The organism is Sessilibacter corallicola, assembly GCF_021290925.1.
Lineage (GTDB): Bacteria > Pseudomonadota > Gammaproteobacteria > Pseudomonadales > Cellvibrionaceae > Sessilibacter > Sessilibacter corallicola.
Genome location: NZ_JAJSLX010000003.1, coordinates 400,979 through 426,253, shown reverse-complemented (window position 1 = coordinate 426,253; position 25,275 = coordinate 400,979). Strand labels below are relative to the sequence as shown.

19 protein-coding genes are annotated in these 25,275 nt (G+C 44.2%); 13 read left to right on the top strand and 6 right to left on the bottom strand.

Annotated features, from left to right (window positions below):
• Positions 1-21: 21 nt before the first annotated feature.
• Positions 22-1,440 (bottom strand): aldehyde dehydrogenase family protein, encoded by a 1,419-nt coding sequence (locus LU361_RS16000; protein ID WP_233089894.1) that lies wholly within the window; start codon positions 1,438-1,440, stop codon positions 22-24.
• A gap of 283 nt (positions 1,441-1,723) precedes the next feature.
• Positions 1,724-3,565 (bottom strand): hypothetical protein, encoded by a 1,842-nt coding sequence (locus LU361_RS15995; protein WP_233089893.1) that lies wholly within the window; start codon positions 3,563-3,565, stop codon positions 1,724-1,726.
• A 589-nt stretch (positions 3,566-4,154) separates the two neighbouring features.
• Here LU361_RS15995 and LU361_RS15990 point away from each other — a divergent pair.
• Together LU361_RS15990 and LU361_RS15985 are read left to right on the top strand one after the other, a co-directional pair.
• Entirely contained in the window at positions 4,155-4,463 is a 309-nt protein-coding gene (locus LU361_RS15990; protein WP_233089892.1) for a hypothetical protein, read from the top strand.
• Positions 4,464-4,604: 141 nt separating this feature from the next.
• On the top strand, positions 4,605-6,020 hold the full coding sequence (locus LU361_RS15985) for an NAD(P)/FAD-dependent oxidoreductase (RefSeq protein ID WP_233089891.1): 1,416 nt from the start codon (positions 4,605-4,607) through the stop codon (positions 6,018-6,020).
• 5 nt (positions 6,021-6,025) lie between these two features.
• Here the strand turns inward: LU361_RS15985 and LU361_RS15980 are convergent, their stop codons facing one another.
• Positions 6,026-6,964, bottom strand: a complete 939-nt coding sequence (locus LU361_RS15980) for a LysR family transcriptional regulator (protein ID WP_233089890.1) — start codon at positions 6,962-6,964, stop codon at positions 6,026-6,028.
• 228 nt (positions 6,965-7,192) lie between these two features.
• Between LU361_RS15980 and LU361_RS15975 the strand changes: the two genes are divergently transcribed.
• The 5 genes from LU361_RS15975 (at position 7,193) to LU361_RS15955 (ending at position 11,694) form a co-directional block, all read left to right on the top strand.
• Positions 7,193-7,567, top strand: a complete 375-nt coding sequence (locus LU361_RS15975; protein WP_233089889.1) for a hypothetical protein — start codon at positions 7,193-7,195, stop codon at positions 7,565-7,567.
• Between the two features lie 150 nt (positions 7,568-7,717).
• Positions 7,718-8,167 (top strand): DUF3291 domain-containing protein, encoded by a 450-nt coding sequence (locus tag LU361_RS15970; protein WP_233089888.1) that lies wholly within the window; start codon positions 7,718-7,720, stop codon positions 8,165-8,167.
• Between the two features lie 252 nt (positions 8,168-8,419).
• Positions 8,420-8,923, top strand: coding sequence for a protein-tyrosine phosphatase family protein (locus LU361_RS15965; protein ID WP_233089887.1), 504 nt, complete (start codon positions 8,420-8,422; stop codon positions 8,921-8,923).
• 279 nt (positions 8,924-9,202) lie between these two features.
• On the top strand, positions 9,203-11,053 hold the full coding sequence (locus tag LU361_RS15960; protein ID WP_233089886.1) for a sensor domain-containing diguanylate cyclase: 1,851 nt from the start codon (positions 9,203-9,205) through the stop codon (positions 11,051-11,053).
• Between the two features lie 80 nt (positions 11,054-11,133).
• Positions 11,134-11,694, top strand: a complete 561-nt coding sequence (locus LU361_RS15955; RefSeq protein ID WP_233089885.1) for a 3'-5' exonuclease — start codon at positions 11,134-11,136, stop codon at positions 11,692-11,694.
• Positions 11,695-11,829: 135 nt separating this feature from the next.
• On the opposite strand, the gene LU361_RS15950 is transcribed toward LU361_RS15955, so the two are convergent.
• The 3 genes from LU361_RS15950 to LU361_RS15940 all read right to left on the bottom strand — a co-directional run bounded on the left by LU361_RS15950 (position 11,830) and on the right by LU361_RS15940 (position 14,993).
• A complete protein-coding gene (locus LU361_RS15950; RefSeq protein ID WP_233089884.1) occupies positions 11,830-12,201 on the bottom strand; it encodes a group I truncated hemoglobin in 372 nt (123 codons plus the stop codon).
• Positions 12,202-12,562: 361 nt separating this feature from the next.
• A complete protein-coding gene (gene hmpA / locus LU361_RS15945; RefSeq protein ID WP_233089883.1) occupies positions 12,563-13,765 on the bottom strand; it encodes an NO-inducible flavohemoprotein in 1,203 nt (400 codons plus the stop codon).
• Positions 13,766-13,793: 28 nt separating this feature from the next.
• A complete protein-coding gene (locus tag LU361_RS15940; RefSeq protein WP_233089882.1) occupies positions 13,794-14,993 on the bottom strand; it encodes an NnrS family protein in 1,200 nt (399 codons plus the stop codon).
• A 229-nt stretch (positions 14,994-15,222) separates the two neighbouring features.
• Here LU361_RS15940 and norR point away from each other — a divergent pair, with 229 nt between their 5' ends.
• The 6 genes from norR (at position 15,223) to LU361_RS15910 (ending at position 25,099) form a co-directional block, all read left to right on the top strand.
• A complete protein-coding gene (gene norR / locus LU361_RS15935; RefSeq protein ID WP_233089881.1) occupies positions 15,223-16,812 on the top strand; it encodes a nitric oxide reductase transcriptional regulator NorR in 1,590 nt (529 codons plus the stop codon).
• Between the two features lie 111 nt (positions 16,813-16,923).
• Positions 16,924-17,961: a GTP 3',8-cyclase MoaA gene (gene moaA / locus LU361_RS15930; protein WP_233089880.1), complete on the top strand. Its 1,038-nt coding sequence runs from the start codon at positions 16,924-16,926 to the stop codon at positions 17,959-17,961.
• 321 nt (positions 17,962-18,282) lie between these two features.
• Positions 18,283-19,080, top strand: a complete 798-nt coding sequence (gene fdhD / locus LU361_RS15925) for a formate dehydrogenase accessory sulfurtransferase FdhD (RefSeq protein WP_233089879.1) — start codon at positions 18,283-18,285, stop codon at positions 19,078-19,080.
• Between the two features lie 1,171 nt (positions 19,081-20,251).
• Positions 20,252-21,961, top strand: a complete 1,710-nt coding sequence (locus tag LU361_RS15920; protein WP_233089878.1) for an OFA family MFS transporter — start codon at positions 20,252-20,254, stop codon at positions 21,959-21,961.
• Positions 21,962-22,508: 547 nt separating this feature from the next.
• Entirely contained in the window at positions 22,509-24,803 is a 2,295-nt protein-coding gene (locus LU361_RS15915) for an FdhF/YdeP family oxidoreductase (protein ID WP_233089877.1), read from the top strand.
• Positions 24,800-25,099 carry a hypothetical protein gene (locus tag LU361_RS15910; protein ID WP_233089876.1) on the top strand — a complete coding sequence of 100 codons (300 nt, stop codon included), beginning with the start codon at positions 24,800-24,802 and terminating at the stop codon, positions 25,097-25,099. The genes LU361_RS15915 and LU361_RS15910 overlap by 4 nt, the downstream gene beginning before the upstream one ends.
• Positions 25,100-25,275 lie beyond the last annotated feature (176 nt).

The following is a 25,275-nucleotide window of genomic DNA, read 5'->3' as shown; positions in this document are numbered from 1 at the left end:
TGTAGTCAGATTTTGAAGGCGTTATCGAATAATGGCTTTGGTTTCAAAAAACTCTTCAACCCCGAAATTACCCAGCTCGCGGCCGTTACCCGATTGTTTGTAACCGCCAAATGGGGCTTCGTTATTCCAATCGCCGTTATTAATATAAACCTGACCGGCGCGAATTTTTTTTGCCAATTGCTCTGCTTTAGCAGAATCACCGGACCACACTCGGGCGGATAATCCGTAAGGTGTATCGTTGGCAATTTCCAGTGCGTGGTCTTCGTCTTGATAGGGAATCATGCACAATACTGGACCAAAAATTTCTTCTTGGGCAATGGTCATTTTATTGTGTACATCAGAAAAAATCGTAGGGCGAAGATAATAACCTGTCTCTAAATGGTTTATTTTTTCCAAACCACCCGTCAGTAATTTTGCACCTTCGGCAATTCCGGTGCGAATATACCGTTGTACGATATCCAGTTGCTCGCGCGAAGCCAAGGGCCCGAGAAAGGTATCAGCGTCGGTGGGATCACCCACAGATAAAGACTCCGCGTATTCCTTCGCTATAGACAGTGCTTCTTGATAACGCGATTGTGGTACTAGCATTCTGGTTAACGCTGTACAGGTTTGACCGCTGTTTATCATTACGTCGTCAACACCAAAGGTAACCGCCGCTTGTAAGTCTGCGTCTTCACTGATTAATAACGGTGATTTACCGCCAAGCTCTAAACATACGCGTTTAACGGTTGGCGCGGCGGCTTTTGAGATGGCAATTCCTGCGCGCGTAGAACCGGTAAATGACACCATATCAACGTCGGGGTGCTGGCATAAAGGCGCGCCAACCTCGGCACCAGTACCATTGAGTAAATTAAAAACACCCGCTGGCAAGCCAACTTCATGCACGGCTTCGGCAAGGATAAACGCGTGTAGGGGAGTGTTTTCACTGGGCTTAACCACCATTGTACAACCGGCGGCAAGCGCGGGGGCGATTTTGCCGATCATTTGATGGAGCGGGTAGTTCCAAGGGTTAATAAAAGCACACACGCCCACTGGCTCACGTACTACCTGGGCGTTGCCAATAGCCAATGTCTGATCTAGTAATGCGGCTCGATCAGCGTGCTTGGCTAGGGCATCAATGGGATCCTCGACTTGAACTTCTCGGCAAAACCCAAGTGGAGCGCCCATTTCAGCGGTAATGGTATCGGTAAGATCATCAATGCGCTTTTCGAGTGCTCCCGCTAATTGCGAGATGTAATTGGCTCGCTCGGCCGAAGTTAACTGCGACCAAGCATTGAATGCGTTTTTCGCCGCAGACACAGCGCGATCGACATCAACTTCGTCTGCTAATGCCGCTTGTCCTGCCAGTGTTTCTGTTGCTGGGTTAATAACATCCAACAATTTATTGGCGTGAGAGTTTACCCATTGACCATCAATATACAATTTATCGAACAATTTCATGTTGGCGTCATTCTATTTGTCAGTTATTAATGAAAAGCGCGAGTAGTTATCGCTGGACAACACGCTAGTAGATCGATTATCGACAATAAATACCCTACTTGGGTAGGGCAGCGGTTGTCACTTGTCAGATAATGCAAATATTTAACCTATGGCTCACCATTCAATCTACGACTAGCGATACAAACCCGTGGCTAACGCGCGTTACCTATCGCGTAGTTAGCCACGGGTTTGTATATGTGTTAAAAAACCGCTATTTAAGAAATGGATATTTAAGAATTAACTATTAACGGTTAGTGATTTTCACTGGACCAATAATCGAGTTAAAAATCATGGAGCCGTCTTGTAAAAATTGCGGGATTGAATAGGCACCGTTACCTCGCATCGAGGGTCCAAAATTCAGTTTGTAGTGTCTAGCGCCCGTATCCCAATCAAAACCTTGCACGACCCAATTGCCATTGCTAAGACCGGGTTTTCCTTCCCAGCCGGTAACGATGACCATGTTTGAATTTTCGCAATAAATGGGCACGGTACTGGTGGACGGAATTTCTGGATTGTTCCAGGCAAAATCTGAATCGACAGTTGATTTCCATCGGCTTTCAGTTACATCCCAAACGAATTTTTCAACGCCGGTAGGCCCCATGTTGTAAGGTCCAACCATGCACGCTTGAAGTAAGTTATTTTGTAGGTTGAGCCCTTCGGTCATTTGCGGGTTGTAATGGCTGGGAATGTTGTTTACTACAAATGCGCCGTAACCATTTACCACCACAGATTGCTCTGACTGCACCCAACCGCTGGGTAGATTGTCGTCGAAGCCGCAACTGACTTTAATTTTACCGGCTTCGCGTTTTTTATTGCCTAAAATAACTTCTGATTCGTTGACGTCACGCCAATAGGCAACCAGCTCCATTTGTTTTGCGCCGTTGGTCATCACAACAAAGGTATTTTCTCCATCACCCATTAAGGTTGGTGTAGAACCCGTGCCTCGACCGCGCTTAATAACCGGCGGATCTTGTTCGTTCGAAGTTTCATACGGGGTAATCCAGGCGCCAGTTGCCTCGGCAATTTCGTTGAGATTATTGTCTACGACGCCTGCCATCATGATTTTGCCGACCGTTGCGTTATTGCCGTAATGGGTAACGGTTAATTTACGCAAATAGCCCAGGCAAGTTGAACCGTCTTGGGAAGTCACAGTACTTGCCACGTAGATGGCGTTGTCATCGTCAATGCAAATAGAATTGGAAATACTTTCAAACGTATCAAACGCGATTGGCTGTTGTTGAGCAGAGCTGGTTTCAGCGGTAAGTCTGTTGTCGCTGGACAAAAACGGCGCAAAATAGATTGTGCGGGAGGTATCGCCGTCAATAAAAACAGAAGGGTGGATTAGAGCGATACCAATGTTTAACGTTACTACAACAATACCGTCAGAATTTAATGACAAACCAACAAAACCGACGCTCTCTTCGTAATTGTCGATTTCTTCGGTAGGATTTGTACTCATAATGGTTTCGGCGGCATTGGGTAATTCACCGATTAATTCAATTTCCTCTAGGGATGAATTAAAGGTAAATGCAAAAATCGATGTTCCGTATTGCACGTATAATATATTGCCAGCACCGACAACAGCGTATAAGCCATTACCAAAACGTGTAATATAATTTGTGCCAAAATGCCGTCTTAAGGTATTTTTCATTTCATGAATATTGCTGACATTTGCGTCACAGTCGGCAACAAACGCTTCATAGTTTTCTTCTTCTAATTCCTCATAAGACGAAGAAAAATACTCAGCCAATACATCCAACTGACAAATCGGACGCCAAGTTTCTGTATTAATGTAGCTGATACCATTGGTGCCTACCTGCCACATGTGATTGGGGTTATCGCCACCTTCGGCGGCAAGGGTCATAATATTTACCGGTCCGCCGTAAATAATTTTTTCGTCCGCTAAATTAACCGAAACTTCTTTGGGGTTAATTGTGGGTCCGTAGGGTGTGGAGTCAGTGGAGTGTGGGTTGAAGTGTGAGACGGCATACAAGTCGTTAACTAGGTGAGGGTAGATAACGCCGTGTAAATCGTTCTGGTTTGATTTTTTTAAATCAGAAACACAAATATCGACTTTTTTATTCATTACAAATCCTTATAGAAAATTATTATTTAAATTCATGTGAAGGGCGTGTTCTTTTTTGGAAAGCACAAAAACTATAAACGCTTTTTTAAATATTGAAAGATTGATCAATCAGAAAATTTAAAAGAATTTCTTTTTCCGATGTAAATCAAATTAACGCAATGAAAACGTAAATATAAAAGCGGGAACGTAAATAAAATTAAGTTGTTCGAAAGTTGGAATAAATTTTATTTTACAAGCCAGTTACAATTGTTGTGGGATAACCTTTTTTAATTGCTAAAGTTATTGTGCTTAATTGTTTTTAGCGTAATTGATAATTTAATTAAAATGATTTTTAAAGTGAAATAATAAAAAGAAAAGCTGAGAGAGATGCGGAGATAAATAAAAGAATAAATAAAAAGACAGTTGATGGGGTAATCTTAAAGCAGTGGCAAAAGTAATCGTTTATGTTTGTGTGCTAAGTTCATTATTACTCGTAGCGTAAAAACTTATAGGATTACCTATTGTGGTAGGATATTACTTTATTGACTCATGAGTCGTGCGTTTATTAATAAAAAGAGCATTAACTGAGGCTATATGAATAAGAAAGGCTATGAATAGAAAAAACCGTGAATTAGGCGTTTTGCGCAGTATTCGCTTCTTGGGTTGGTTGTTGTTTGGTGGGCTAGTGTTTAGCAGTGTCAATCTAAAAGGCGGTGGTGTATCTAATACGTATTTATTTTTTACGTTGATTGGTGTGTGTTTGCTGATGACGGCGCTGTATTATTTCTTTTTCAATCGCATATTTGTATCAGTGAGCAAAAACGATTCGGCAACGTATTTTATACCCTATCGGTTAGGTACGTTACTGTTGTTGGGCTTGCTGATGTTATTTGCAGTTATCGCCGTTTATGCTCGTTAAACCGTCAATAAGGATTAGGTCTATATTAATCCTAGTCAAATGAGTTTAATTAGCCCCCCTAAACAGGGTATACACCTTTCCCAGGTAACGCAGGATAGTAGGTGGCTATAAACCATAATAATGCAGTACAGGAACTATCCTATGTGCACAGCTGAGCATGCTGAGAGAGCCTTATTAAAAACTAAGTTCTTTCCTTATTGGTTGGACAATAAAGCCGCGCCAGAGGCTGAACCTTCATTAAAAGGCACGATCGATTGCGATTTATTGATTGTTGGTGCCGGGTTTACAGGGCTTTGGGCGGCCATTCACGCGAAAGAACAGAATCCCGATCGCGATGTTGTCATCATCGAATCCCAATGTGTTGCCATTGGTGCCTCTGGCCGTCCGGCAGCGATCTTATCGACATCGGTCGTTCACGGCTTAGAAAACGCAGATCGATTTTTCCCAGAAGATATTGAAGAGTTAGAACGACTGGGAAAAGAAAATATGGACGGTTTTCGAGAGACTATCGAAAAATACGCCATCGATTGCGACATTGAATGGGGTGGTGAGCTTACCGTAGCGGTGGGCAAAGAGGGCATTCCAGATCTTGCGCGCGAGTACAAATTGTACAAGCAGCACGGCCACGATGCCCATATGCTCAGTGCAGAAGAAGTGCGTGCCGAAGTAAATTCGCCCATTTTTGACGGCGGCTTGTGGTCAAAACAACGCAGCGGCACCGTGCATCCGGCAAAATTGGCGTGGGGTTTATTGCGCGTTGCAAAATCCTTAGGCGTAAGAGTTTACGAGTACACACCGTTAACGAGTTCGTACCATCTGCAACCCGGCGTTTTGGTTGAAACACCCGAAGGCGAAGTTAAGGCGAAAAAAGTACTGCTTGCCACCAATGCTTTTGCCGCAGGTGCCAAAAAAATAAAGTCTCGTGTTGCCGCTATTCGTGATCGTATTGTGGTTACGGAACCACTCACTGATGAACAGCTGGCGACCGTGGGTTGGAAAAATCGCCAAGGCATTTACGACACCCGTACGCAACTCAACTACATGCGCTTAACCGCAGATAACCGAATTTTATTTGGTGGTCGTTTGGGGTATTTCTTTAACAACAATACCGATCCCAAAGCCGATAAAGTATCCGATAATTACATTAATCTGGTGAAAAACTTTTATAAGACTTTTCCCACCTTAAAAGAGGTTAAGTTTTCCCACGCCTGGAGCGGCCCCATTGGTTTAACCACGCGCATGGCGGTGCATTATCAGCATTATTACGACGGCGACATGATTTACGCCGGTGGTTATTCTGGGTTTGGTGTTACTGCTACGCGCTTTGGCTCACGTGTGGGTTTGGCCATTCTCGATAAAACAGACATCCCAGAAACACGCTTAAAATTTGCCTGCGCGCAACCCAATTGGATTCCACCGGAGCCGTTCCGCTGGATTGGCGCCAAAATTACCATGTACGCGCTCGATACCATGGACGAAAAAGGCGGTTGGCGAGTGCCTTGGATTCGGTTGGTCGAAAAAATGGGATTCCCAATTACACAGAATGAATTGGGTTGAGTTTTTTACTGCTGAGAGCTGATAACGGCTTCTTTCAAACAATCCATAAACGTACTAATCACTAAATCGTTTTTGGGGTAGGGCTTAGAAATCGCAGAAAAGCTGTTGATGTAATTAAAGCGGCCTTCTAACAGAGGCCGCATTTTGTGTTGCCAGCCCCAGTTGTGTACCAAATGCTTTGGCAAAAAACCCAAGTAGTGACCCGTTAAAATCAGAGCTGCGCGCACCTCTTGATGATGTGCCGAGGCGTGTTTATTCCAACCGGCAGTAATAGGGTCGATTTCTCGTCCTGGCATCAAACGCGGCGATTCAACAAACTTGTAGGTTTGAAGCTTTTCCACGCTGATGTCTTTATCGTTCATTGCATACAGTGGGTGATTCTCCGCACAGTACAGGCTCATCTCTTCATCAAACAGCCGCATCACATCCAGCTCCGGCACCTGCCTGAGCATTACCGTAATTCCCAACTGCACACGACCTTCTTGTACCGCGGGTACAACGTCGTCCGATGCCATGCTTATAATGCGCACGCGCACATCCGGCGCTTTTTCGGTATACAGCCTGAGCGCTTCAATGACGCAGGAGTGGTAGGCGCTTAACATGTGTTCAGCGAAACCCAAGTGCAAATGCCCAAGAATTCGCTCGTGGGAAATATTCACGCGGTTGCGAAATTGATCGACGGCGCTTAATAGATCTTGAGTTGCTTCGTACACCACATGGCCGTGGTCAGTTAACGAAAAACCACCGCGACCACGGTTGCATAAACGCATATCCAAGCGCTTTTCCAGATCCGAGATGTAGTTAGAAATCGTCGAATTAGCAAGATTCAGCTCTACCTCAGCGGAAGAAAACCCGCCAGATTCAACAACCGCTTTAAACACACGCAGCAGTTTTAAGTCTAAGTCTGCCAGCTGACCTGAGAGCGCCGCTTTTCGTTTGCCCATAATCTGTTAACCAAAATGCAATGGTAGATGCAAAAGTATGGCTCTTATTGTAATTGGATATCCAAAAGAAATGAACAAGGTTAACTGAGCTTTTGTTATGGGATTTGAATGAAGAAAACAGGTGTTTTTAAAAAAATAATAGAAGAAGTTTGAATTTTTGTTTATTCGTACCTGATATAGTGCCGCAAAGTATCGAAAGTCCGTTGAATATCAAACAAAGGAAAGAGCGTGAAAACGACATTGTATTTTGTGTTGATGGGCTTCCTTAGCCCAACATTGGCCAGTGCACAACAGGTGGATATTTTAAAAATCTTTGAGCATTTTACGGTATCCAGTGCTGTTGCGGGTCAATGCATTAAACCTTCTGATGCAGAATTAACCTCGTTTTTAGCGAATTACCAAACAGTGGTGGTTTCAGCACTCACGGAAATCAAAAAACGTAATCCGTCGTTAACTGATGATCAAGCCAGTAAAATCATGAAAGACGGAGGTGTTAAACTTACAGAATCTGCTATTACGGTTATAAAAGAGCGGGGTTGTGATAGTCCTGCTGTAAAAACCTTAATTGACCGGTTTTACCGGCAGGCCGCTTGGCAACCCTAGCGAAGGCATCGCTAACAGTTGTGTGCAGAGGGGTGATTGTAATTTTAAAGTGGTTCTTTATACTGAGTTTTCGTACCGATTACGCCTAGATCTAAATAACAATCCAATTTCTTTTATTAATCGAAAGAAAACAAGCAGAAGAAAAACTGTATGGAAAAATACCATTTAGCACAAATGAATATCGCCCAAGCGAAAGATTCCATGGAATCCGAAACCATGCGCGGGTTTGTTGAGCAGTTGGATACCATCAATGCACTGGCTGATAATGCTCCTGGCTTTGTTTGGCGTTTGCAAACCGAAGAGGGTGACGCAACGTCTATCCAGGCGTTTGATGATCCTATGCTAATTGTTAACATGAGTGTTTGGACCGACGTGGAATCGTTGAAGAATTTTGTGTACCGATCGAATCATGTTGATTTAATCCGAGATCGCGACGCTTGGTTTGATAAAATCAAAAGTGCTCATCAAGTGTTGTGGTGGGTCCCTGTTGGTCACATTCCCAGTGTGAATGAAGGTAAAGAAAAATTGTTTGCTTTGCACGAACAAGGCCCCACAAGTAACGCATTCACATTTGCAAAACCGTTTCCTAAGCCTGAATAATCCGCTTTTATTTGAGACGACTGTAATCACCTTTTTATGGTTGTCTTAATGCCCTCAGAAAAAATACCCCTCAGAAAATTTCTAACGTCTGTTTTGTGTGAGTTTTCTGTCTTTTGATTTTTCTACTTTTTCGCCTTTCTTCTGTAAATCAGCGTTTATACATTACCGTATGCTTATTAAAGCATTGGTGTAATTTAAAGAGTGTTTGGCGTTAGACGAATTTCTAACTATTAATGGAGGTCCTAAAAAAATATGATACGTCCCGACGTGTATTTTATTGAATCTATTGGCGAGGGTTCGCTGTCGGTTATGGCAAAGCCTGTTGCGGGTGAATGGATTGAAGATGAATTTACCGGTATTGCGAGTTTGGGAATAACCCGTGTGATTTCCCTATTGGAAAAGCACGAGGAATACAATTTGGGTTTGGAGCAAGAAAGTGAATTATGCGCTAAAAATGCGATGGCTTTTTTATCGTATCCAATACCCGATCGCGGTTTGCCAAACTCAATGAATGAATATCTACAACTGACGCGCAAAATACACAACGACATTAACCGTGGCTCACAGGTTGTTATACATTGTCGTGCTGGTATCGGTCGCACGGGAATGGTTGCCGCTGGTGTGCTATTGCATAACGGCTATCAACCCCAAACGGCATTGGCGCGAATTTCTGAACAGCGAGGCGTTACAGTGCCAGATACCGATCAGCAGGTTGATTGGGTTGTAAAAAGTTACACGCACATTAACGAATGTTGATGGCGTATTTAGCATGCCTAAAAAGTCAAAGACCTGTGTTTATGGCGTTATTAATCGGTTTTTATGATCGACAAAGAATGATAAAACCCTTTGAGAGGCGTCTGGCCGAATAAGTGTATTTTCTTGTAAATAAAATCTATCAATAATTTATAGATTAATTCACAAAGTGTTTTATTTGCGGCTAATAAACGCACGTCTATAGTAGGAAAATTTAGCGGCACGGTAGTTTTTGGTCTACTTTTATAGCTAAGAATCCTCTCTTATAGCGTATGGTTGTTCATGAACGTTACGGCTCAGCAGGCATTGCCCGATCCTCTGTCTTTTTCTCGCTGGTTTCCCTTTATGGTCGGCTTTGGCCTTCTTGTTTTGGTGGCTGTGTTTTGGGTTGCGCTTGATACCAAAGAAGAAGCGGAGCGAAGAAATCAGGTAGCCGCAGAATCCGTTAAAATGATTGGTTACATTGAATCGGATATTCGCAGTCGTATACCGGCGTTACAGCGTATTGTTGATCGCTGGCAGACCCGCGGCGGTACGCCAGAGGCGGAGTTTGCCTCTGATGCTCGCGCGTACGTTGCGGATATGCCCGGATTTAAAGCCATAGAGTGGGTAGATATCACTTACCACGCCAGGTGGGTTGTGCCATTACTGGGTAATGAAGCGGAGCTAGATCGGAACTTAGCGTCTAATAATAGGGATCGGTTGTTGTTAGAAGAGGCTAAGCATAATCGCGGCCCGTACATGTCCGAAGTAACGCAGCTGAATAATGGCAATATGGGGTTTCTGATTTATTTCCCAATGTACATCAGCGGTCAGTTTGATGGTTTTTTGTTGGTTAAGTTTGATGCCCACCAATGGTTGGAATACGTATTCAGCTTGGGTGAATCCGAAGAAGAAATCCGAAATTATCGTGCCTTGGTCGAAACCGACGGTGTAGAAGTGTATCGCAAACCGGGTTGGGAGTCGTCTATCGACGTTGGTTTAGAATCAGAGGCCAATTTTGATTTTCTGGGCCATAAATTCACCATTCTTTGCCGACCAACAACGGCTTTTTATCGTCACACCAATACCTATTTAAAAGAACTTGTGGGTGCGACGGGTATTTTGTTGTCGTTTGTTATCGCGTTTGCTATTCACTTGCTGTTTAAAACGTCGGTGGAGGCGTGGCGGGCAAAAACAGCACAGACTTCACTGCAAAACACACTGAACGATTTGGTGGTTACTCGCGATGAATTAGTGCAAACCTATTCGAGTTTAAAATTAGCAACGATGGCAGGGCGCATTGGCACTTGGGCGTGGGACATCGAGCAGGACAAACTCAAATGGAACAACTTGATGTATCAGATTTACGATATTCCCGATGATGTTGTGCCTACCTTAACATCTTGGCGTCGTTTAATTCATTCTGAGGATATCAATCGCGTTGAAAGCTTAATGCAGCAAGCGCTAAAAGGTGAGGCCGTTTTTGAAACTGAATATCAAATTCGCCGATCTTCGGGTGAAATTCGTTATATTCAAGCCGCAGGCCGGGTGGAGCGTGATGAAAACAGCGCGCCTTTACGCATGACCGGTGTTAACTGGGATATTACCGATCGAAAACTGCAAGAACAAAGAATTCATCACCTTGCCACCCACGACACTTTAACGAATTTACCAAGTCTTAGTTTAGTGCAAGAGCGTGCAGAACTAGCCATTGAATTAGCCAAGCGCAAAAAAATATCAACCGCCATCATGTTTATTGATTTAGACGGTTTTAAGAATGTTAATGACAGTCATGGCCACGATGCTGGTGATGCCGTATTGATAGAAATCTGCAAACGGCTGAAGAGTAACATTCGAAAAAGTGATACCGTGGGCCGGATTGGGGGTGATGAATTTGCCGTGATTCTAACCGAATTGGAGCAGTCCGACAGCGCCGCTATCTTAGCGAAAAAAATTATTGAAGCAGTGAATCAGCCCATCAGCCATAACGGTCATTTGCTGTCTGTGGGGTGCAGCATTGGTATCGCTTGTTATCCCGACGACGGTGCTGATGTAGAAGCTTTACTTAAAAAGTCCGACGACGCTATGTATTTAGTCAAAAAGGGCGGTAAAAATAATTTCTGTTTTATTTCTGATGTTTTAGTCAATTGATTTTGCTTTTTTAATTTTTATATCTCTCGCTTTGTTATATTGTAATTCTCTGAACTAAAAACCAAAATAAGGAAAGTTGATTGAATTACATTATTGTAGATCTTGAAGCGACTTGCTGGGAAGAGCGAGGCGACAAAAGAAACGAAATTATAGAAATTGGGGCCGTTTGCGTTAACGATAATTTAGAGGTTTTGGGTGAATACTGCCAATTTGTGAAACCTAAAAACCATCCTGTGTTATCTGAGTTTTGTACCCAACTGACATCAATTACTCAATCGCAGGTGGATTGCGCCGATGAGGCTCCTAAAGTGATTGCATCGTTTATCGATTGGATAAACTCTTTTGATGGCGACTACATTTTATGCTCTTGGGGGCATTACGATCGTGTGCAATTTAAAAACGATTGTGAGCTTCATGGTTTAGAATGGTCGTGGACTCACCGACACATCAGCCTTAAGCATCAATACGGTAAAATTAAAGGGCTTCGCAGACCCCCTGGAATGAAGCGGGCACTTAAGTCTGAGAAAATTGAACTGGAAGGAACTCACCATCGCGGTATTGATGACGCTAAAAATATATTGAAAATTTTTAAAAAATACTTTCAGCAGTGGGATTTTAACGATTTATTCAAACCAAAATAACTTTTAATTTGGCACGATTTATTCAGCATTGTTGGCAACAAGCAATAAATGCTCACAAATACATACCAACAAGTGCTGAATAAAGGCCTGAGTGGTCTTGAGGTTAATCAGAGGCTCCTATATTCAATCAGAGTCCTAACATTCTACAATGTCGCTTTTAAGCTGAGAAACAAAAGCGGCAATGTCTGACTGCTCTTTCGCTGGAATGTGTAACACATTCATTGCATCAACCGCATGACCAATAAATATATCCCAATCGGATTCACTGATGTTCATTCCTTCGTGCGTTAGCTTCATGTTTCTGCCGGTGTAATACAAGGCACCGCCAGCATTCGCGCACAAATAGTCGATTAACAATTGTTTTTCTCGGTTAACACCGTCATTACCTCGATGCTGCCAGAAACGTCCGAGTTGATTGTCTTTTTGTAATCGCGGTAATAGGGTATTGACGAACTCGGTAATTCCATCGTAACCACCGAGGCGTTCATACAATGTTTTTTCGGTCATAGCTCGCTCCTTTTTTCTTGAGTATAGGAACCCGTGGTCAAACTTCCACAGATTCCTAGGGCCTGTTCACACTAATTTAATCACACCTGCTGGAGTGTATTTTTTTCGTATTTTAGGCGCAGTGAGTGTGATTTGGTTGTTCCAAATGAACGAGCTGCAACACGAAATACGGGAAAAATACGCCGAGCCCGTAGGGTCGCCCCTAAAACACGCCATTCGTTGTTGTTCGTCGCTTATTTAGCGCGCTAAACTGCATTCCTCACGCCTAGACTGACGCGTTTTAGGGGCGACAGGTGCGGTTAAATTAGTGTGAACAGGCCCTAATGGGCTACACAATATTGGCCATTGCCCGACTCCAAGTTTAAAAATCTTTGTGAGGGCCAAAAACTTCATAGATGATTCTGTCAGAATCAATACCCAGCGTGGTTAATTGCTGTTTCGCAAATTGCATAAATGCAACCGGTCCGCAGAGGTAGAAGTCGCCGTCACTAATTGGTAGCTCGTCCTGAATTTGTGACAAGTCCATAAAACCGTGATGAACGTTTTCGCCGTCAATAGGGTCGTTTTTGTACCAAGTGTGTGACGTTAAATTGAGTTTATCTTGTAACGCTCTAATGCGTTTTTTGAATGAGTGTTGATCGGGTGTTTCGCACGCGTGTAAAAAGCTGACTTTGTAATCGTAAGATTTATCGGCCAGTGTTTCTACGATCGATTGCATGGGTGTAATACCAACACCAGCAGAAATCAGCACAATTGGGCGGTCTTGGTTTTTCAGTAAAAAATCACCCGCCGGTGCAAACAGATTAACGGTATCACCCAAGCGAAGACCGTCGTGCAAATAGTTCGATACAATACCCGGTGTGCCGATGATTTCACGTTTAACAGAAATTCTGTAATTATCGCCGTTTGATTTATCCGACAGCGAATACTGTCGAATTTGTGTGTTTTCTTGCCCTGGAATCGTCAGTTGAATACCGACGTATTGCCCAGCTTGATAATCAGCAACACCATTGCCGTCGGTTGGTTCAAATACCAAGCTTTTCACAAGCTCAGATTCAATTTTCTTTTCAACCAAGCGGAATTCTTTCGCGCCTCTCCAGCCGTTGTCTTTCTCTTCGTTGAATTTATAAATATCTTCTTCAACGTTAATAAAAACTTCGGCCAAAGCACCATAGGCAGCTTTCCATGCAGATTCGACTTCTTCGGTCAGTGCGTCTGGGGCAAGTTCGCGCAGGCTTTCAATCAAATGGTGCCCCACAATTTGGTAATCCGCAGGCTGAATATTTAAGCTTGTGTGTTTATTGGCAATTCTTGAAACCGCCGCGGTTAATACAGAAATATCGTCAATGTGGCTTGCGTAAGCGGCAAGCGCTGAAAATAACGCAAATGGTTGTGCTCCTGAGGTTTGGTGGCTCATATTGAACACGTTTTTAAGTTCTGGATTTTCACGAAACATTCTTTTGTAAAAATACAGAGTTAATTCTGGTCCTGCCGATTCCAATAGTGGAATGGTGGATTTAACAATCGTTTTTTGCTCTTCAGTTAACTGAGAATACAAAGACATAAAAACTCCTAGAGGTTTGTCGTGCAAGTTAATTCGTTGATAATTTCGGGTGGATTAAAACGGTTGTGTACTTCACTAAAAAAAGCGTAAAAGCAAGAATCCAAAGCCCAGCACTGAGGTTCCAACTGGTGATGAGTTCATTAAAAATTGGCAATAAAAATCGAACGATGGCGGAGGCGAAAATTAAAACGAATGCCAAGGTCATGGTAAAATTAACAGTCATTGGGCGACCGGTATGCCCCAAAGACACCCGAGACATCATTGACAAAATCATCGCGCCGATGGTGCCAATGGTAATAAGGTGCAGTGCGTCGTTGAATCGGATACTGTCGCTGATGTAGCTCACGCCAAGGGTGATTAAACCCAAGCCTAAAAATGTATAGCTGAGGTGCAACGACCATAGCAGCGGTATTTTCACGGTTTTTAATGGCTGCCAAAAAAACAGTCTTACCAGATGAAGCAACCCGACAGTAATTAGCAGAGCGGCAGGTACTGCTACCTGAGTTTTTGATACTGGGCTTAAAAATACGCCGATATTAACCAGAGTTAATAGGGGAATGGCTTTGTCTAAGATCGGTGTTTTTTGAATCGTGATGGATTCGATTTTTCGTTGCGTGAAAAATGGAATCACTCGGCCGCCAATCACGCTGATTAACACACAAAATAGCAGCACGGTTGCGTGAGAGAACTGTGTGGCAAGCAGTACCTTATGGTTAGCCGCAAACCACAATACAAAAAAGTTAACCGTCGCAATGGCCGATATTAGCGGTAATATGACGTAATTGCGTTTGTTATTGGTCGATAGGATTAATTTTGCCAGCGTAATAATGGCTAAATACCACCAGGCAATTTGCAACGCGATGCTTATCCAAACCCAATTTTCGGGCATTATTAAAAAGGCGATTCTCGCTGCAATCCAAAACACGGTAAGCAACATTAAATGGCTGCCATGGGCACTGCGGTTTCCTGTCCAGGTTTGAACGGCCGTCAGTAAAAAACCAATCGCCACTGCACCGCCAAAACCGAATGTCATTTCGTGGGCGTGCCACAGGTTAATTGGCAAGCCCGAAAATTCCACGCGCACAACTACGCCGTTGAGCGTCGCTATCCAAATGGCCAACGAAATAATCGAACTGATCGATGCCAATAAAAAGAAGGGCCTAAAGGCAAGATCCCAAACGGGGTTGTCGGTAAAGGTTTTTGTGTCTGTCGTTGTCGACGTGGTCATGTTTGTGTGCCTTGTGTTTTGCAATTGAAATTGCTTTTCGTTTTTCTCTTCTTTCTCACTTTGTATTATTGTTATAGCGAGCTTTGTGCCAGCTAAATAAAACTATAAAAAACAAATAGTTAGATGTTTTTTCGAATGTTTGTGGTCATTTTGACAAGCTTACAATTGTGGTCAAAATGACAATATAGAGTTATTATGAACTGATATTCACTTGCACAGGCGAGGACTCATGGGTGAGATTCCAACAGCGCGCTTAGTTGAACTGGCAATAGACCTAACGCGTGGATTAACCACAAAAAATCGTTTTGAAAGGTTACTTGAAACCGTACGTCAATCGATCGAATGCGATTGCGTGGTGTTATTGGAACTGAATGGCAACCAATTAAAACCCTTAGCACAGCAAGGATTAATGCCAGACAGCTTAGGGCGTCGTTTTAATATTGGTGATCACCCTCGGTTTGAGCAAATCTGCCAATCGAATACTCCCATACGATTTCCTACCGACAGTGAATTACCCGATCCCTACGACGGATTATTGCTAACCAGCGAAGAAGACATACACATTCACGCCTGTATGGGATTGCCGTTATTGGTTGAAAACAAGCTGATTGGTGTATTAACGCTGGACAGTTTAACGCCCACGGCATTCGATGAAATTTCTTCGCGCACGCTGGATATTTTATCGATTATGTCGGCGGCAACCTTAAACACCGCCATGCTATTGCGAAAATTAGAAGATCGATCGGTACACAGCCAAAAGGTGGTTGAAGAGCTAACACACGAGGCGTTATCGAAAGATGGCGGTGAATTAATTGGCGAAAGCACGGCAATGCAGAAATTAAAAAAAGATTTGCAGTTGGTTGCGCCGTCGGATTTTACCGTGCTCATTGAAGGGGAGACGGGCGTTGGTAAAGAATTGGTAGCGCGAACATTGCATCAGTTATCGTCGCGTTCGCAACAACCGTTGGTGTATGTAAATTGCGCGGCAATTCCAGAGAATTTAATTGAAAGCGAGTTGTTCGGCCATGTGAAAGGCGCATTTACGGGAGCTGATCGAACTCGGGCCGGTAAATTCAGTATCGCCAATAAAGGCACCATTTTTTTGGACGAGATTGGCGAATTGCCGTTATCGGCGCAGAGTAAATTATTGCGGGTGCTGCAAAACCAAGAAATTCAGCCAGTCGGCATGGATAAAGTTGAACAAATCGACACCCGAATTTTAGCCGCAACCAATAGAGAGCTGGCCAATGAAGTTGAATTGGGTAAATTTCGATCAGATTTATACCACCGCCTGAGCGTATACCCAATAAAAATTCCACCCCTGCGTGATCGTAATCAAGATGTGACCTTACTGTCCGGATACTTCTGCGAAACACTCAGGCGCAAACTGGGTTTAAGACAGCTGTCCATTCACTCAAATGCTCTGAGGCGTCTGCAAAACTACCGCTGGCCGGGGAACGTTCGCGAGTTAGAACACTCCATCAGCCGCGCTGCGTTGCTGGCAAAGGGCAGTGCCAAGACCGATATCGTGGATATCGAAGAAAGTCATCTTCAATATTTGAACAACGATCTGAATGTACCCGTGCAAGAATCCGCTTACTCAGAAAAGACTCAAATAAAAGAAGAGGGTTTAAGCGTCGAATCTCTGAAACAGGCAACCGATGATTTCCAGCGTCAGTTAATATTAGATTTACTGAATCAACACGATAATAACTGGTCTTCGGTAGCGCGAGCACTGAATGTCGATCGGTCGAATCTGAACAGACTGGCAAAGCGTTTGGGAATCCGAATAAAAAAGACAGTTACACTTCGTGAATAAATTAGGTTTACATTTTTGACGTAAAAGTCGATGTCAGATTAGGTAATCTTATTAGACTATAAATAAAAATTTGATTAGTATCTTGAGGTCAACATAATAATAATTCGCGGTATGAGTCACACTCAATTTAATAATCCTACTGTTAGTCATTCAGACTCTAACCCCTCGGGTCTTGTTGATCCTTTCGGGCGAAGGGTGACTTATCTGCGTCTTTCCGTTACTGATCGTTGCGATTTTCGCTGTGTTTATTGCATGCCAGAAAAAATGACTTTTCTGCCCAGAGCCCGATTGTGCACCCTGGAGGAGTTGGCAGAAATTGGCACAGCTTTTTCGGAACTCGGCGTGAATAAAATTCGCATTACTGGTGGCGAGCCGCTTATTCGCAAGAATATACAAAATCTATTTCAGCAATTATCGAACTTGCCCGAGCTAAAAGACCTAACTCTCACCACCAACGGCTCTCAATTGGCAAAGTTAGCTCCGGCGTTAAAAGGCGCTGGGGTCAATCGTATTAATGTCAGTCTTGATACGTTAAACCCCAAAAAATTTAAGCAGTTATCGCGCACAGGTGATTTGCGCGAAGTGCTTAAGGGCTTGCAAGTGGCTCGAAAACAAGGGTTTTCTGCCATTAAACTCAATGCTGTAGTTTTGCGACAGCGTAATTTCAATGAAGTGTGTGAGTTGGTGGATTTTGCGTGCCAAAACGATTTTGACATCAGCTTTATTGAAGAAATGCCTCTTGGTCACATTGATGAGCATGCCCGCGAGGCAGAGTTTGTCTCTAGCCGAGAAATTTTGCAGCAGTTGGGCAATCAATTTTCTATTCAGCCGAGCGATTATCAAACCGGTGGTCCTTCACGATATTGGCAGGTAACAGGCAGCAAGACCCGGATCGGATTTATTTCTCCGCACAGCAATAATTTTTGCAATCAATGCAATCGCGTAAGAGTCAGTGCCGAAGGTAAATTGTTGCTGTGTTTAGGCAATGAACAGAGCGTTGATTTAAAAGCAGTGATTCGAGCAAATCCGGGCGACAGAGAAATTTTAAAACAAACGATCGTTAAAGCCATTACCATTAAGCCAGAGCGTCATTATTTTCAGCAAGACGACGTGCAAATCGTCCGTTTTATGAATTCCACTGGCGGTTAACGCTGTATTATCTTTTTTATCCGGCTATTTTTATTTTGCTTGTTTTATCAATTACGTTCTCTTTTTGATACAGTCGATCGATCCTCAATTCTCTCCATAGATAACAAAAACACCCAAATCTCTTGCCTTGATCTGCGAAAGTATTAACGGTAACCTGATTTTACTTATGTTTTTAACCGAACTTCTTTGTTTTTATATTTGGCGATTAAGCGGTTATTTTTTAATTATAATCATCTAAGATTCGACAAAATCACGTATTGGTTTGATTATTAATAACAAACTATAAAAACCTACTGCCAATAAATTGGCTGAACAAGGCTTATGAGTCAGAACTTCAACGAAAGTGAACGCATCACAATTACCCGCTGGAACGAGCGTGACGGTAGTCATCAAGCCGCTGATTACTTGGCGCAAGAGAGCCCAATAGCGCTTGTTTTTAACGGAATTTCCCACGCCGTAATGATGATGACGCCTTCGAATATTGAACAATTTGTTGTTGGTTTTAGTTTGACCGAAGGCATTATTGATCACGTTGAGCAGATCTACGACGTTGAGGTGAAGCCGGTAGATATCGATGGCATTACCGGCTTTGAAGTAATGGTCGAAATTGCCTCCAGTATTGATTGGCGACTTAAACAACAAAAACGCGTACTTTCCGGTCGAACCGGTTGCGGTTTGTGCGGTACCGACTCATTAGAGCACGCTATGCGGCCTGTTTCTCAGGTTAAGCAAAGCGTGGTAATTCAACCCGAAATAATCAACAACGCGCTTGCCCAGCTGCAAGACAGCCAAATTCTTCAACAGCAAACCGGTGCTGTTCACGCAGCAGCGTGGTTTTCGGTAGCAGGGGAGTTGCTACAAATTTACGAAGATGTTGGCCGACACAACGCTCTCGATAAATTAATTGGCCACATGGCACAGAAAAAAATTGATCCATCAGACGGCTTTCTTCTTATGTCGAGTCGCGGCAGTTACGAAATTATTCATAAAGCCGCAGCGGCAGGAATTGGTAACGTGGTTACGATTTCTGCACCAACCGCATTGGCACGCAAGCTTGCCGAAGCTGCGGGAATAAAACTTGTGGGTTTTGCCCGACCCGGACGTCACGCCGAATATTAATTCTTTTAATCAGATACTCTTACAACAAACCAGAGCCTGATCTTATAAAGAATAATATCTTCTATTTTTATGCTGTTACTTTAACGGCCTTACTTGTGTTTTGTGATCGCTTTCATTGAAACCGTATTCGTGCTTTTAAAAATTAATAACAGCACTACTGTTTAATTACTTTAAATTTATTCAGATTAATTTTTGTCTAATGCTAAAAAGTTTTTAATAGCGGGATGAAGTTGTTTTTATCAGAAAATAACACTCTCATGATTAATTATTACTCAATTGAATTTAATAAAATTTAATTAAGGAGCCTCTGATGAACCTCAAGATCACTCAGGCCAAGGAGTTTTTTTCTGATTAAGGCGTGCTTTTGAAGGTCTAACGGGTTAAATCGAAAAAGCACAACGCAGAGCAGGAAAAAACTGGCAGGCCCCGTAGGGCGTGTCTCAAGCGCACATTTGCGGTGTTGCCGTTTTTATTAAGGACTAGGGCCATTAATTACAAACGGCGCCTTGCAACTGCACGCTTGAGATCACGCTGAGTAATTTTGAGGTTCATCAGAGGCTCCTTAAGGTTTATTTGATTTAATCGTCACATAAATTTTCCTACTCCTTTTTAATACTCGAAAAATAACGGTGATTTTACCGAGTGTTTTTATTCGATTCGTTATTCTTTTGTTCTTTCCAGCCTTTATATATTGCGCTAAAACAGACCTCATCAATAATTTCGTTTTTTGCTAATAATCCGCCTTAAAAATTTAACGACATAAAATCGCAGCGATCAATACAGGGTAGTAATACGTTGGGTGGAATTTGATTTTGAATATTCAAACTAAAAGACGAAAAACCAACGTTCTAAAGACAGTTATCATAAGAGACTCAAAAAATTAAACCTTTTTATTAAACCTTAGTTAATAGATGCATCCATTCATTTAGGCCCTTATGTTAATTGGCCCTAAAAAATGAATTTAATAATTATAAAATTTGCAATAACGAGGTTGTGTAAGAGCTTTCCATTCTGTGAATTTCTTACCTGAAAAAATCGAGCGTTTTTAATCTCCAAAAGCAAATATTTGTCTCATGCGCTGACCTTAGCAAGCGGCAGCGTACATTTTAAAACCGATTAGCCCGGTACTCAGTTCAAAACTCTAACAACAACTCTAATTAGGAGAGAACGCATGTCAAACTCAGGAGCAGGCCCACTAGGATTCCTGCTGAAAGAAAATATTGTAGCCCCTGACGGTTACAACCGCTGGCGCGTGCCGCCGGCATCCATTGCCATCCATCTGTGCATAGGTTCGGTTTATGCGTGGTCGGTTTTTAATGCACCGTTAACCCGTGAACAGGGGGTTGTTGCTTCCGCGGGCAACGATTGGTCACTGTCGTCGGTGGTGTGGATTTTTTCGGTTGCGATTGTCTGTCTTGGTCTTGCCGCTGCTTTTGGCGGTAAATGGCTCGAAAAAGTGGGCCCTCGTTTTGTAGGCGTTGCGGCAGCTTTTTTGTGGGGCGGTGGTTTTCTCGTCGGATCAGTGGGAATTTCAACTCAACAGCTCTGGCTGATTTATTTGGGCTACGGAGTTTTAGGCGGTTTTGGACTCGGGCTGGGGTACGTGTCACCGGTATCAACATTAATTCGTTGGTTCCCAGATCGCCGGGGCATGGCGACCGGCATGGCCATTATGGGCTTTGGTGGCGGGGCAATGATTGGTGCTCCGCTGATTGGTGGATTACTCGAAGCCTTTCAAAAAGCGCCTGAATACTTAGGGGCTGAGGGCGCTGTCGCCATGATTACCGAAGGCGGTCGTCGTTTTGCCGAGACTGCTGCAGGTAACGTTGAGGTCGTGGTGGCGTCTGCCAACCAGGCAGCGGCCTTTGGCGGAGAAGCGGGTGTTTATGTGGTCGGTACCGGTGACACGGGTGCGGCGGCTACCTTTATGACCTTGGGTATTTCCTATTTTATTGTGATGATGATTGCAGCATTTCAATACCGCGTGCCACGTGAAGGTTGGAAGCCTGAAGGTTGGCAGCCAAAACCTGAGAGTGCCTCTAAAGGTATGGTGACCGATAATCATGTGCATATCGATCAATCATTAAAAACGCCGCAATTCTGGCTTTTATGGATTGTTCTGTGTTTTAACGTGACCGCTGGTATCGGTGTGATTGGTGTGGCTAAAACCATGATCAACGAAATCTTCGGTAATCTTGCGATCGTAACAGCAGGCTTTGCCGGCACTTATGTATTGATGATTTCAGTATTCAATATGTGTGGTCGATTCTTCTGGGCATCTACCTCAGACTACATTGGTCGCCAGAATACTTATCACTGCTTCTTTGTGTTGGGTACGATCTTGTATTTATCGATTCCGTTCTGGGCAGGTATGGGTACCACTACCGCGTTAATCGGGTTTTATATCGCAACGATGATCATTTTCACCATGTATGGCGGCGGCTTTGCAACCATTCCTGCGTATTTGGCAGACATGTTTGGAACACTGCACGTTGGTGGTATTCACGGTCGTCTATTGACTGCATGGTCTACGGCGGGGGTTCTGGGTCCATTTGCGATTACTTATTTGCGCAATATTTCGGTGGAAAGCGCGATCGCAGATTTAACCGCCAAGGTTGATCCCGCGGCTTTCGCAGAGAAATTTGGTGCGCCTGTGAGTCAATTGAGCGAATTGGTGGCGGCAAAAACCGTAACTGTTGCATCGTTGATGGAGATTGCTCCGGCAGGAACTGTCGATCCAACGGGAACACTGTATAACACCACCATGTATTGCATGGCAGCGTTATTGATTATCGCGTTCTTTGCTAACTTGTTTGTGCGCCCGGTGAAATCTCATCACCATGTTGAGCAAACACACCCTAAAGAAGCTTATCCTGCATAAGACCAGCGAAGGCTCGACCCTGCGTCGGGCCTAAAGGAGCCTCTGGTTAACCTCAAGATCACTCAGGCCAATCAGTTTTTTTCTGATTAAGGCGTGCTTTTGAAGGTCTAACGGGTTAAATCGAAAAAGCACAACGCAGAGCAGGAAAAAACTGGAAGGCTCCGAAGGGTGAGTTTGCGAACGCTGTGAATACATGGAGCAGCCGGGTCGTGTTCTCAAGCGCACATTTGCAGCGTTGCCGTTTTTATTAAGGCCCCAGTCTGTTATAGAAAGGGCCATTAATTGCAAACGGCGTCTTGCAACTGCACGCTTGAGATCACGCTGAGTAATGTTGAGGTTAACCAGAGGCTCCTTAATAAATACTTATTATCGCGTGATTCATTTATTTAATAGGATTTCACGCCATTGTAAGGCCATAATAAACACGGCGCTGCCTGTATTTGGCACTTCACGCGTGGTAAAAACAATCGCGGTAAAAAACCGCACACAGAATAACGCAGCCAAATTGTCGTCAATTCAAGCGCCGCGTTTTTGAGGAAATTAATTCATGTCTAAGAAAAAGTGCATCGGAAAAGCCTCCAGTTCTGCCGGTGGTTGGGGCGCGCTAAAAAGTGTGGGCCAAAGTTTGATGGGCAGCGGCAAGCCTGTTAAAGGCGCTATTACTTTGCTCAACCTCAATCAGGCCGACGGGTTCGATTGCCCAGGTTGCGCCTGGGGCGACCCTGAACACGGCTCGTCGTTTGAATTTTGCGAAAATGGCGTAAAAGCGGTTTCTTGGGAGGCGACAAGCAGCCGTGTTGGCCCGGAATTTTTCGCGGAGCATCCGGTTTCTGAGCTAAAAACCTGGACGGACTACGACCTTGAACGCCAGGGCCGTTTGACTCATCCGATGCGCTACAACCACGATACCGACCGCTACGAAGAAGTGAGTTGGCAGCAAGCGTTTGACGGTATTGCAGCCGAGCTCAACAAGCTCGACGATCCCAACAAAGCAGAATTTTATACTTCGGGCCGTGCGTCAAACGAAGCGGCATTTCTCTACCAAATGTTCGTGCGTTTGTACGGCACCAATAATTTCCCCGACTGCTCAAACATGTGCCATGAGGCCAGCGGCGTAGCCCTGACTGAATCCATCGGCATCGGCAAGGGCACGGTGTTACTGGAAGATTTTGAGAAGTGCGATCTGATTTACTGTGTTGGACAGAATCCGGGCACCAATCATCCGCGTATGCTGGCTACCTTGCGCGAAGCGGTCGATCGCGGCGCGCGGGTTTGTGTATTTAACACGTTAAAAGAGAAGGGGTTGCATCGTTTTACGGATCCTCAAGATAAACTTGAGATGATTCGCGGCGGATCAGCGCCAACCTCAACCGATTATTATCGCCCGCGTTTGGGTGGCGACATGGCGGTTTTCCGCGGCATGTCGAAAGTGGTCCTCGATGCCGAAGACAAAGCCCAGGCCGAAGGCAAGCCGTCGGTTTTGGATCTCGATTTTATTGCCGAGCACACTCACGATTTTGAGCAATACTGTGATTTGGTGCGTGCCACCTCGTGGGACCAAATCATCGAACAATCCGGCCTCACCAAAGAAGAAATTATCGAAACCGCCGAGATGTATCTCGCCGCCGATAAAGTCATTACGACTTGGGCAATGGGCATTACTCAGCATTTGCACTCGGTGCAAATGATCCAAGAAATCGTTAACTTTATGCTTCTGAAGGGCAATATCGGACGCGAAGGTGCTGGTCTATGTCCGGTGCGTGGGCACTCCAATGTTCAGGGCGATCGCACAGTGGGCATAAACGAGAAAGCTCCCAAGCCGTTGATCGATGCCTTGGAAAAAGAATTGGGCGTTGAGATTCCGCGAGAGCGTGGTCACAACGTTGCTGAAGCAATCGGTGCCATGCTTCAAGGCTCGGCCAAAGCGTTTATCGCCCTCGGCGGTAATTTCGCGCGCGCCGTACCGGATAGCTCTTTGGTCGCTGAGGCATTCACCAAAATGGATCTCACCGTCAATATTGCTACGAAGCTCAATCACGGCCATTTGATGACCGGAAAAGTGTCTTATGTATTGCCTTGCTTGGGACGAACCGAAATTGATGCTAACTCCAAAGGCGAACGACAAATGATCACCGTTGAGGATTCCATGTCGATGGTGCACGGTTCGGCAGGAATTAATGTACCGGCATCGAAAGAGTTACGCTCTGAAGTTCGCATTATCGCCGGTATTGCCAAAGCAACTTTAGGCAGCGACGTGGTCAATTGGGACGAGTTGAGTGAGAACAACGATTTGATTCGCGACATGATTGCTCGGGTGCTGCCAATCTACGGCGAATTCAATAAAAACGTGCGTAGGCCGCGAGGTTTTTGGCTGCGCAATTCCGCTTCCTGCAGAGAGTGGAATACGCCAACCAAACTGGCAAATTTCGGTATTTCTGAGCTGCGTTCGCAAACGGAATGGCAATCGGTGCAAGGTCAGGAACGTACTTTTGTGTTGCAAACATTTCGATCCCACGATCAATACAACACGACAATTTACGGTATGGATGATCGCTATCGCGGCGTTTATGGTGTGCGTAATGTGGTGTTTATCAATAAAGACGACGTCGAAGAAATCGGTTTTAAAGACGGCGACTTAGTAGACGTTGTTGGTACCTACGACGACGGCCATCACCGAGAGTGCAAAGGTTTTCGTATCGTCTCGTACGATATTCCGCGCGGTTGCATAGCGGGCTACTACCCAGAAATGAATGAATTAGTGCCTCATCACACGGTAGGTGAAAAGAGCTTCACGCCGACCTCGAAATCTGTGGTTGTGCGTTTGGACGCCCACAAGCAATGACGCACCCGTTGGAGAAAGATCTCGAATACGCCGTCGCAATGATTGCGCAGTCTGAGATCAAATTTCTGTCTCCGATGGGTCCTTTAATCCTTGCGGCAGCGGCGTTGGAAATTGCCTCCGACAGCCGCAGTTTCGCACGAATCTTTGGCATTGCTCACGCCTTAGTGATTCGCGAATGCGTCAGCCTCAGCGAAGAACTTCATTTAATTGAACCCTACAAGCGCGCGGATAAATCCCAGCGCTTGTTTTACGACATCACCGAACAGGGCTGGTCGATCATCCCGAGAGACATTTAGCCGAGACTCGTACTTATATAGTACTAGAACCCACCCCAATTGAGTGTCTTGCCGTTTAATATGGCGTTATAAACGATTATAAATAAATAGTAATGCTGACTCTTTGCTAGCAATCTAATCCTGAATCCATTCTTGCTGCGCAAAAATTACGGTGAAGATTCCAGAAAAACCCGGTT

Excerpts from the sequence above, each read along its gene's own strand:
- LU361_RS16000 (WP_233089894.1), bottom strand. The coding sequence starts at position 1,440 with ATGAAATTGTTCGATAAATTGTATATTGATGGTCAATGGGTAAACTCT.
- LU361_RS15995 (WP_233089893.1), bottom strand. The coding sequence starts at position 3,565 with ATGAATAAAAAAGTCGATATTTGTGTTTCTGATTTAAAAAAATCAAAC.
- LU361_RS15990 (WP_233089892.1), top strand. The coding sequence starts at position 4,155 with ATGAATAGAAAAAACCGTGAATTAGGCGTTTTGCGCAGTATTCGCTTC.
- LU361_RS15985 (WP_233089891.1), top strand. The coding sequence starts at position 4,605 with ATGTGCACAGCTGAGCATGCTGAGAGAGCCTTATTAAAAACTAAGTTC.
- LU361_RS15980 (WP_233089890.1), bottom strand. The coding sequence starts at position 6,964 with ATGGGCAAACGAAAAGCGGCGCTCTCAGGTCAGCTGGCAGACTTAGAC.
- LU361_RS15970 (WP_233089888.1), top strand. The coding sequence starts at position 7,718 with ATGGAAAAATACCATTTAGCACAAATGAATATCGCCCAAGCGAAAGAT.
- LU361_RS15965 (WP_233089887.1), top strand. The coding sequence starts at position 8,420 with ATGATACGTCCCGACGTGTATTTTATTGAATCTATTGGCGAGGGTTCG.
- LU361_RS15960 (WP_233089886.1), top strand. The coding sequence starts at position 9,203 with ATGAACGTTACGGCTCAGCAGGCATTGCCCGATCCTCTGTCTTTTTCT.
- LU361_RS15950 (WP_233089884.1), bottom strand. The coding sequence starts at position 12,201 with ATGACCGAAAAAACATTGTATGAACGCCTCGGTGGTTACGATGGAATT.
- hmpA (WP_233089883.1), bottom strand. The coding sequence starts at position 13,765 with ATGTCTTTGTATTCTCAGTTAACTGAAGAGCAAAAAACGATTGTTAAA.
- LU361_RS15940 (WP_233089882.1), bottom strand. The coding sequence starts at position 14,993 with ATGACCACGTCGACAACGACAGACACAAAAACCTTTACCGACAACCCC.
- norR (WP_233089881.1), top strand. The coding sequence starts at position 15,223 with ATGGGTGAGATTCCAACAGCGCGCTTAGTTGAACTGGCAATAGACCTA.
- moaA (WP_233089880.1), top strand. The coding sequence starts at position 16,924 with ATGAGTCACACTCAATTTAATAATCCTACTGTTAGTCATTCAGACTCT.
- fdhD (WP_233089879.1), top strand. The coding sequence starts at position 18,283 with ATGAGTCAGAACTTCAACGAAAGTGAACGCATCACAATTACCCGCTGG.
- LU361_RS15920 (WP_233089878.1), top strand. The coding sequence starts at position 20,252 with ATGTCAAACTCAGGAGCAGGCCCACTAGGATTCCTGCTGAAAGAAAAT.
- LU361_RS15915 (WP_233089877.1), top strand. The coding sequence starts at position 22,509 with ATGTCTAAGAAAAAGTGCATCGGAAAAGCCTCCAGTTCTGCCGGTGGT.
- LU361_RS15910 (WP_233089876.1), top strand. The coding sequence starts at position 24,800 with ATGACGCACCCGTTGGAGAAAGATCTCGAATACGCCGTCGCAATGATT.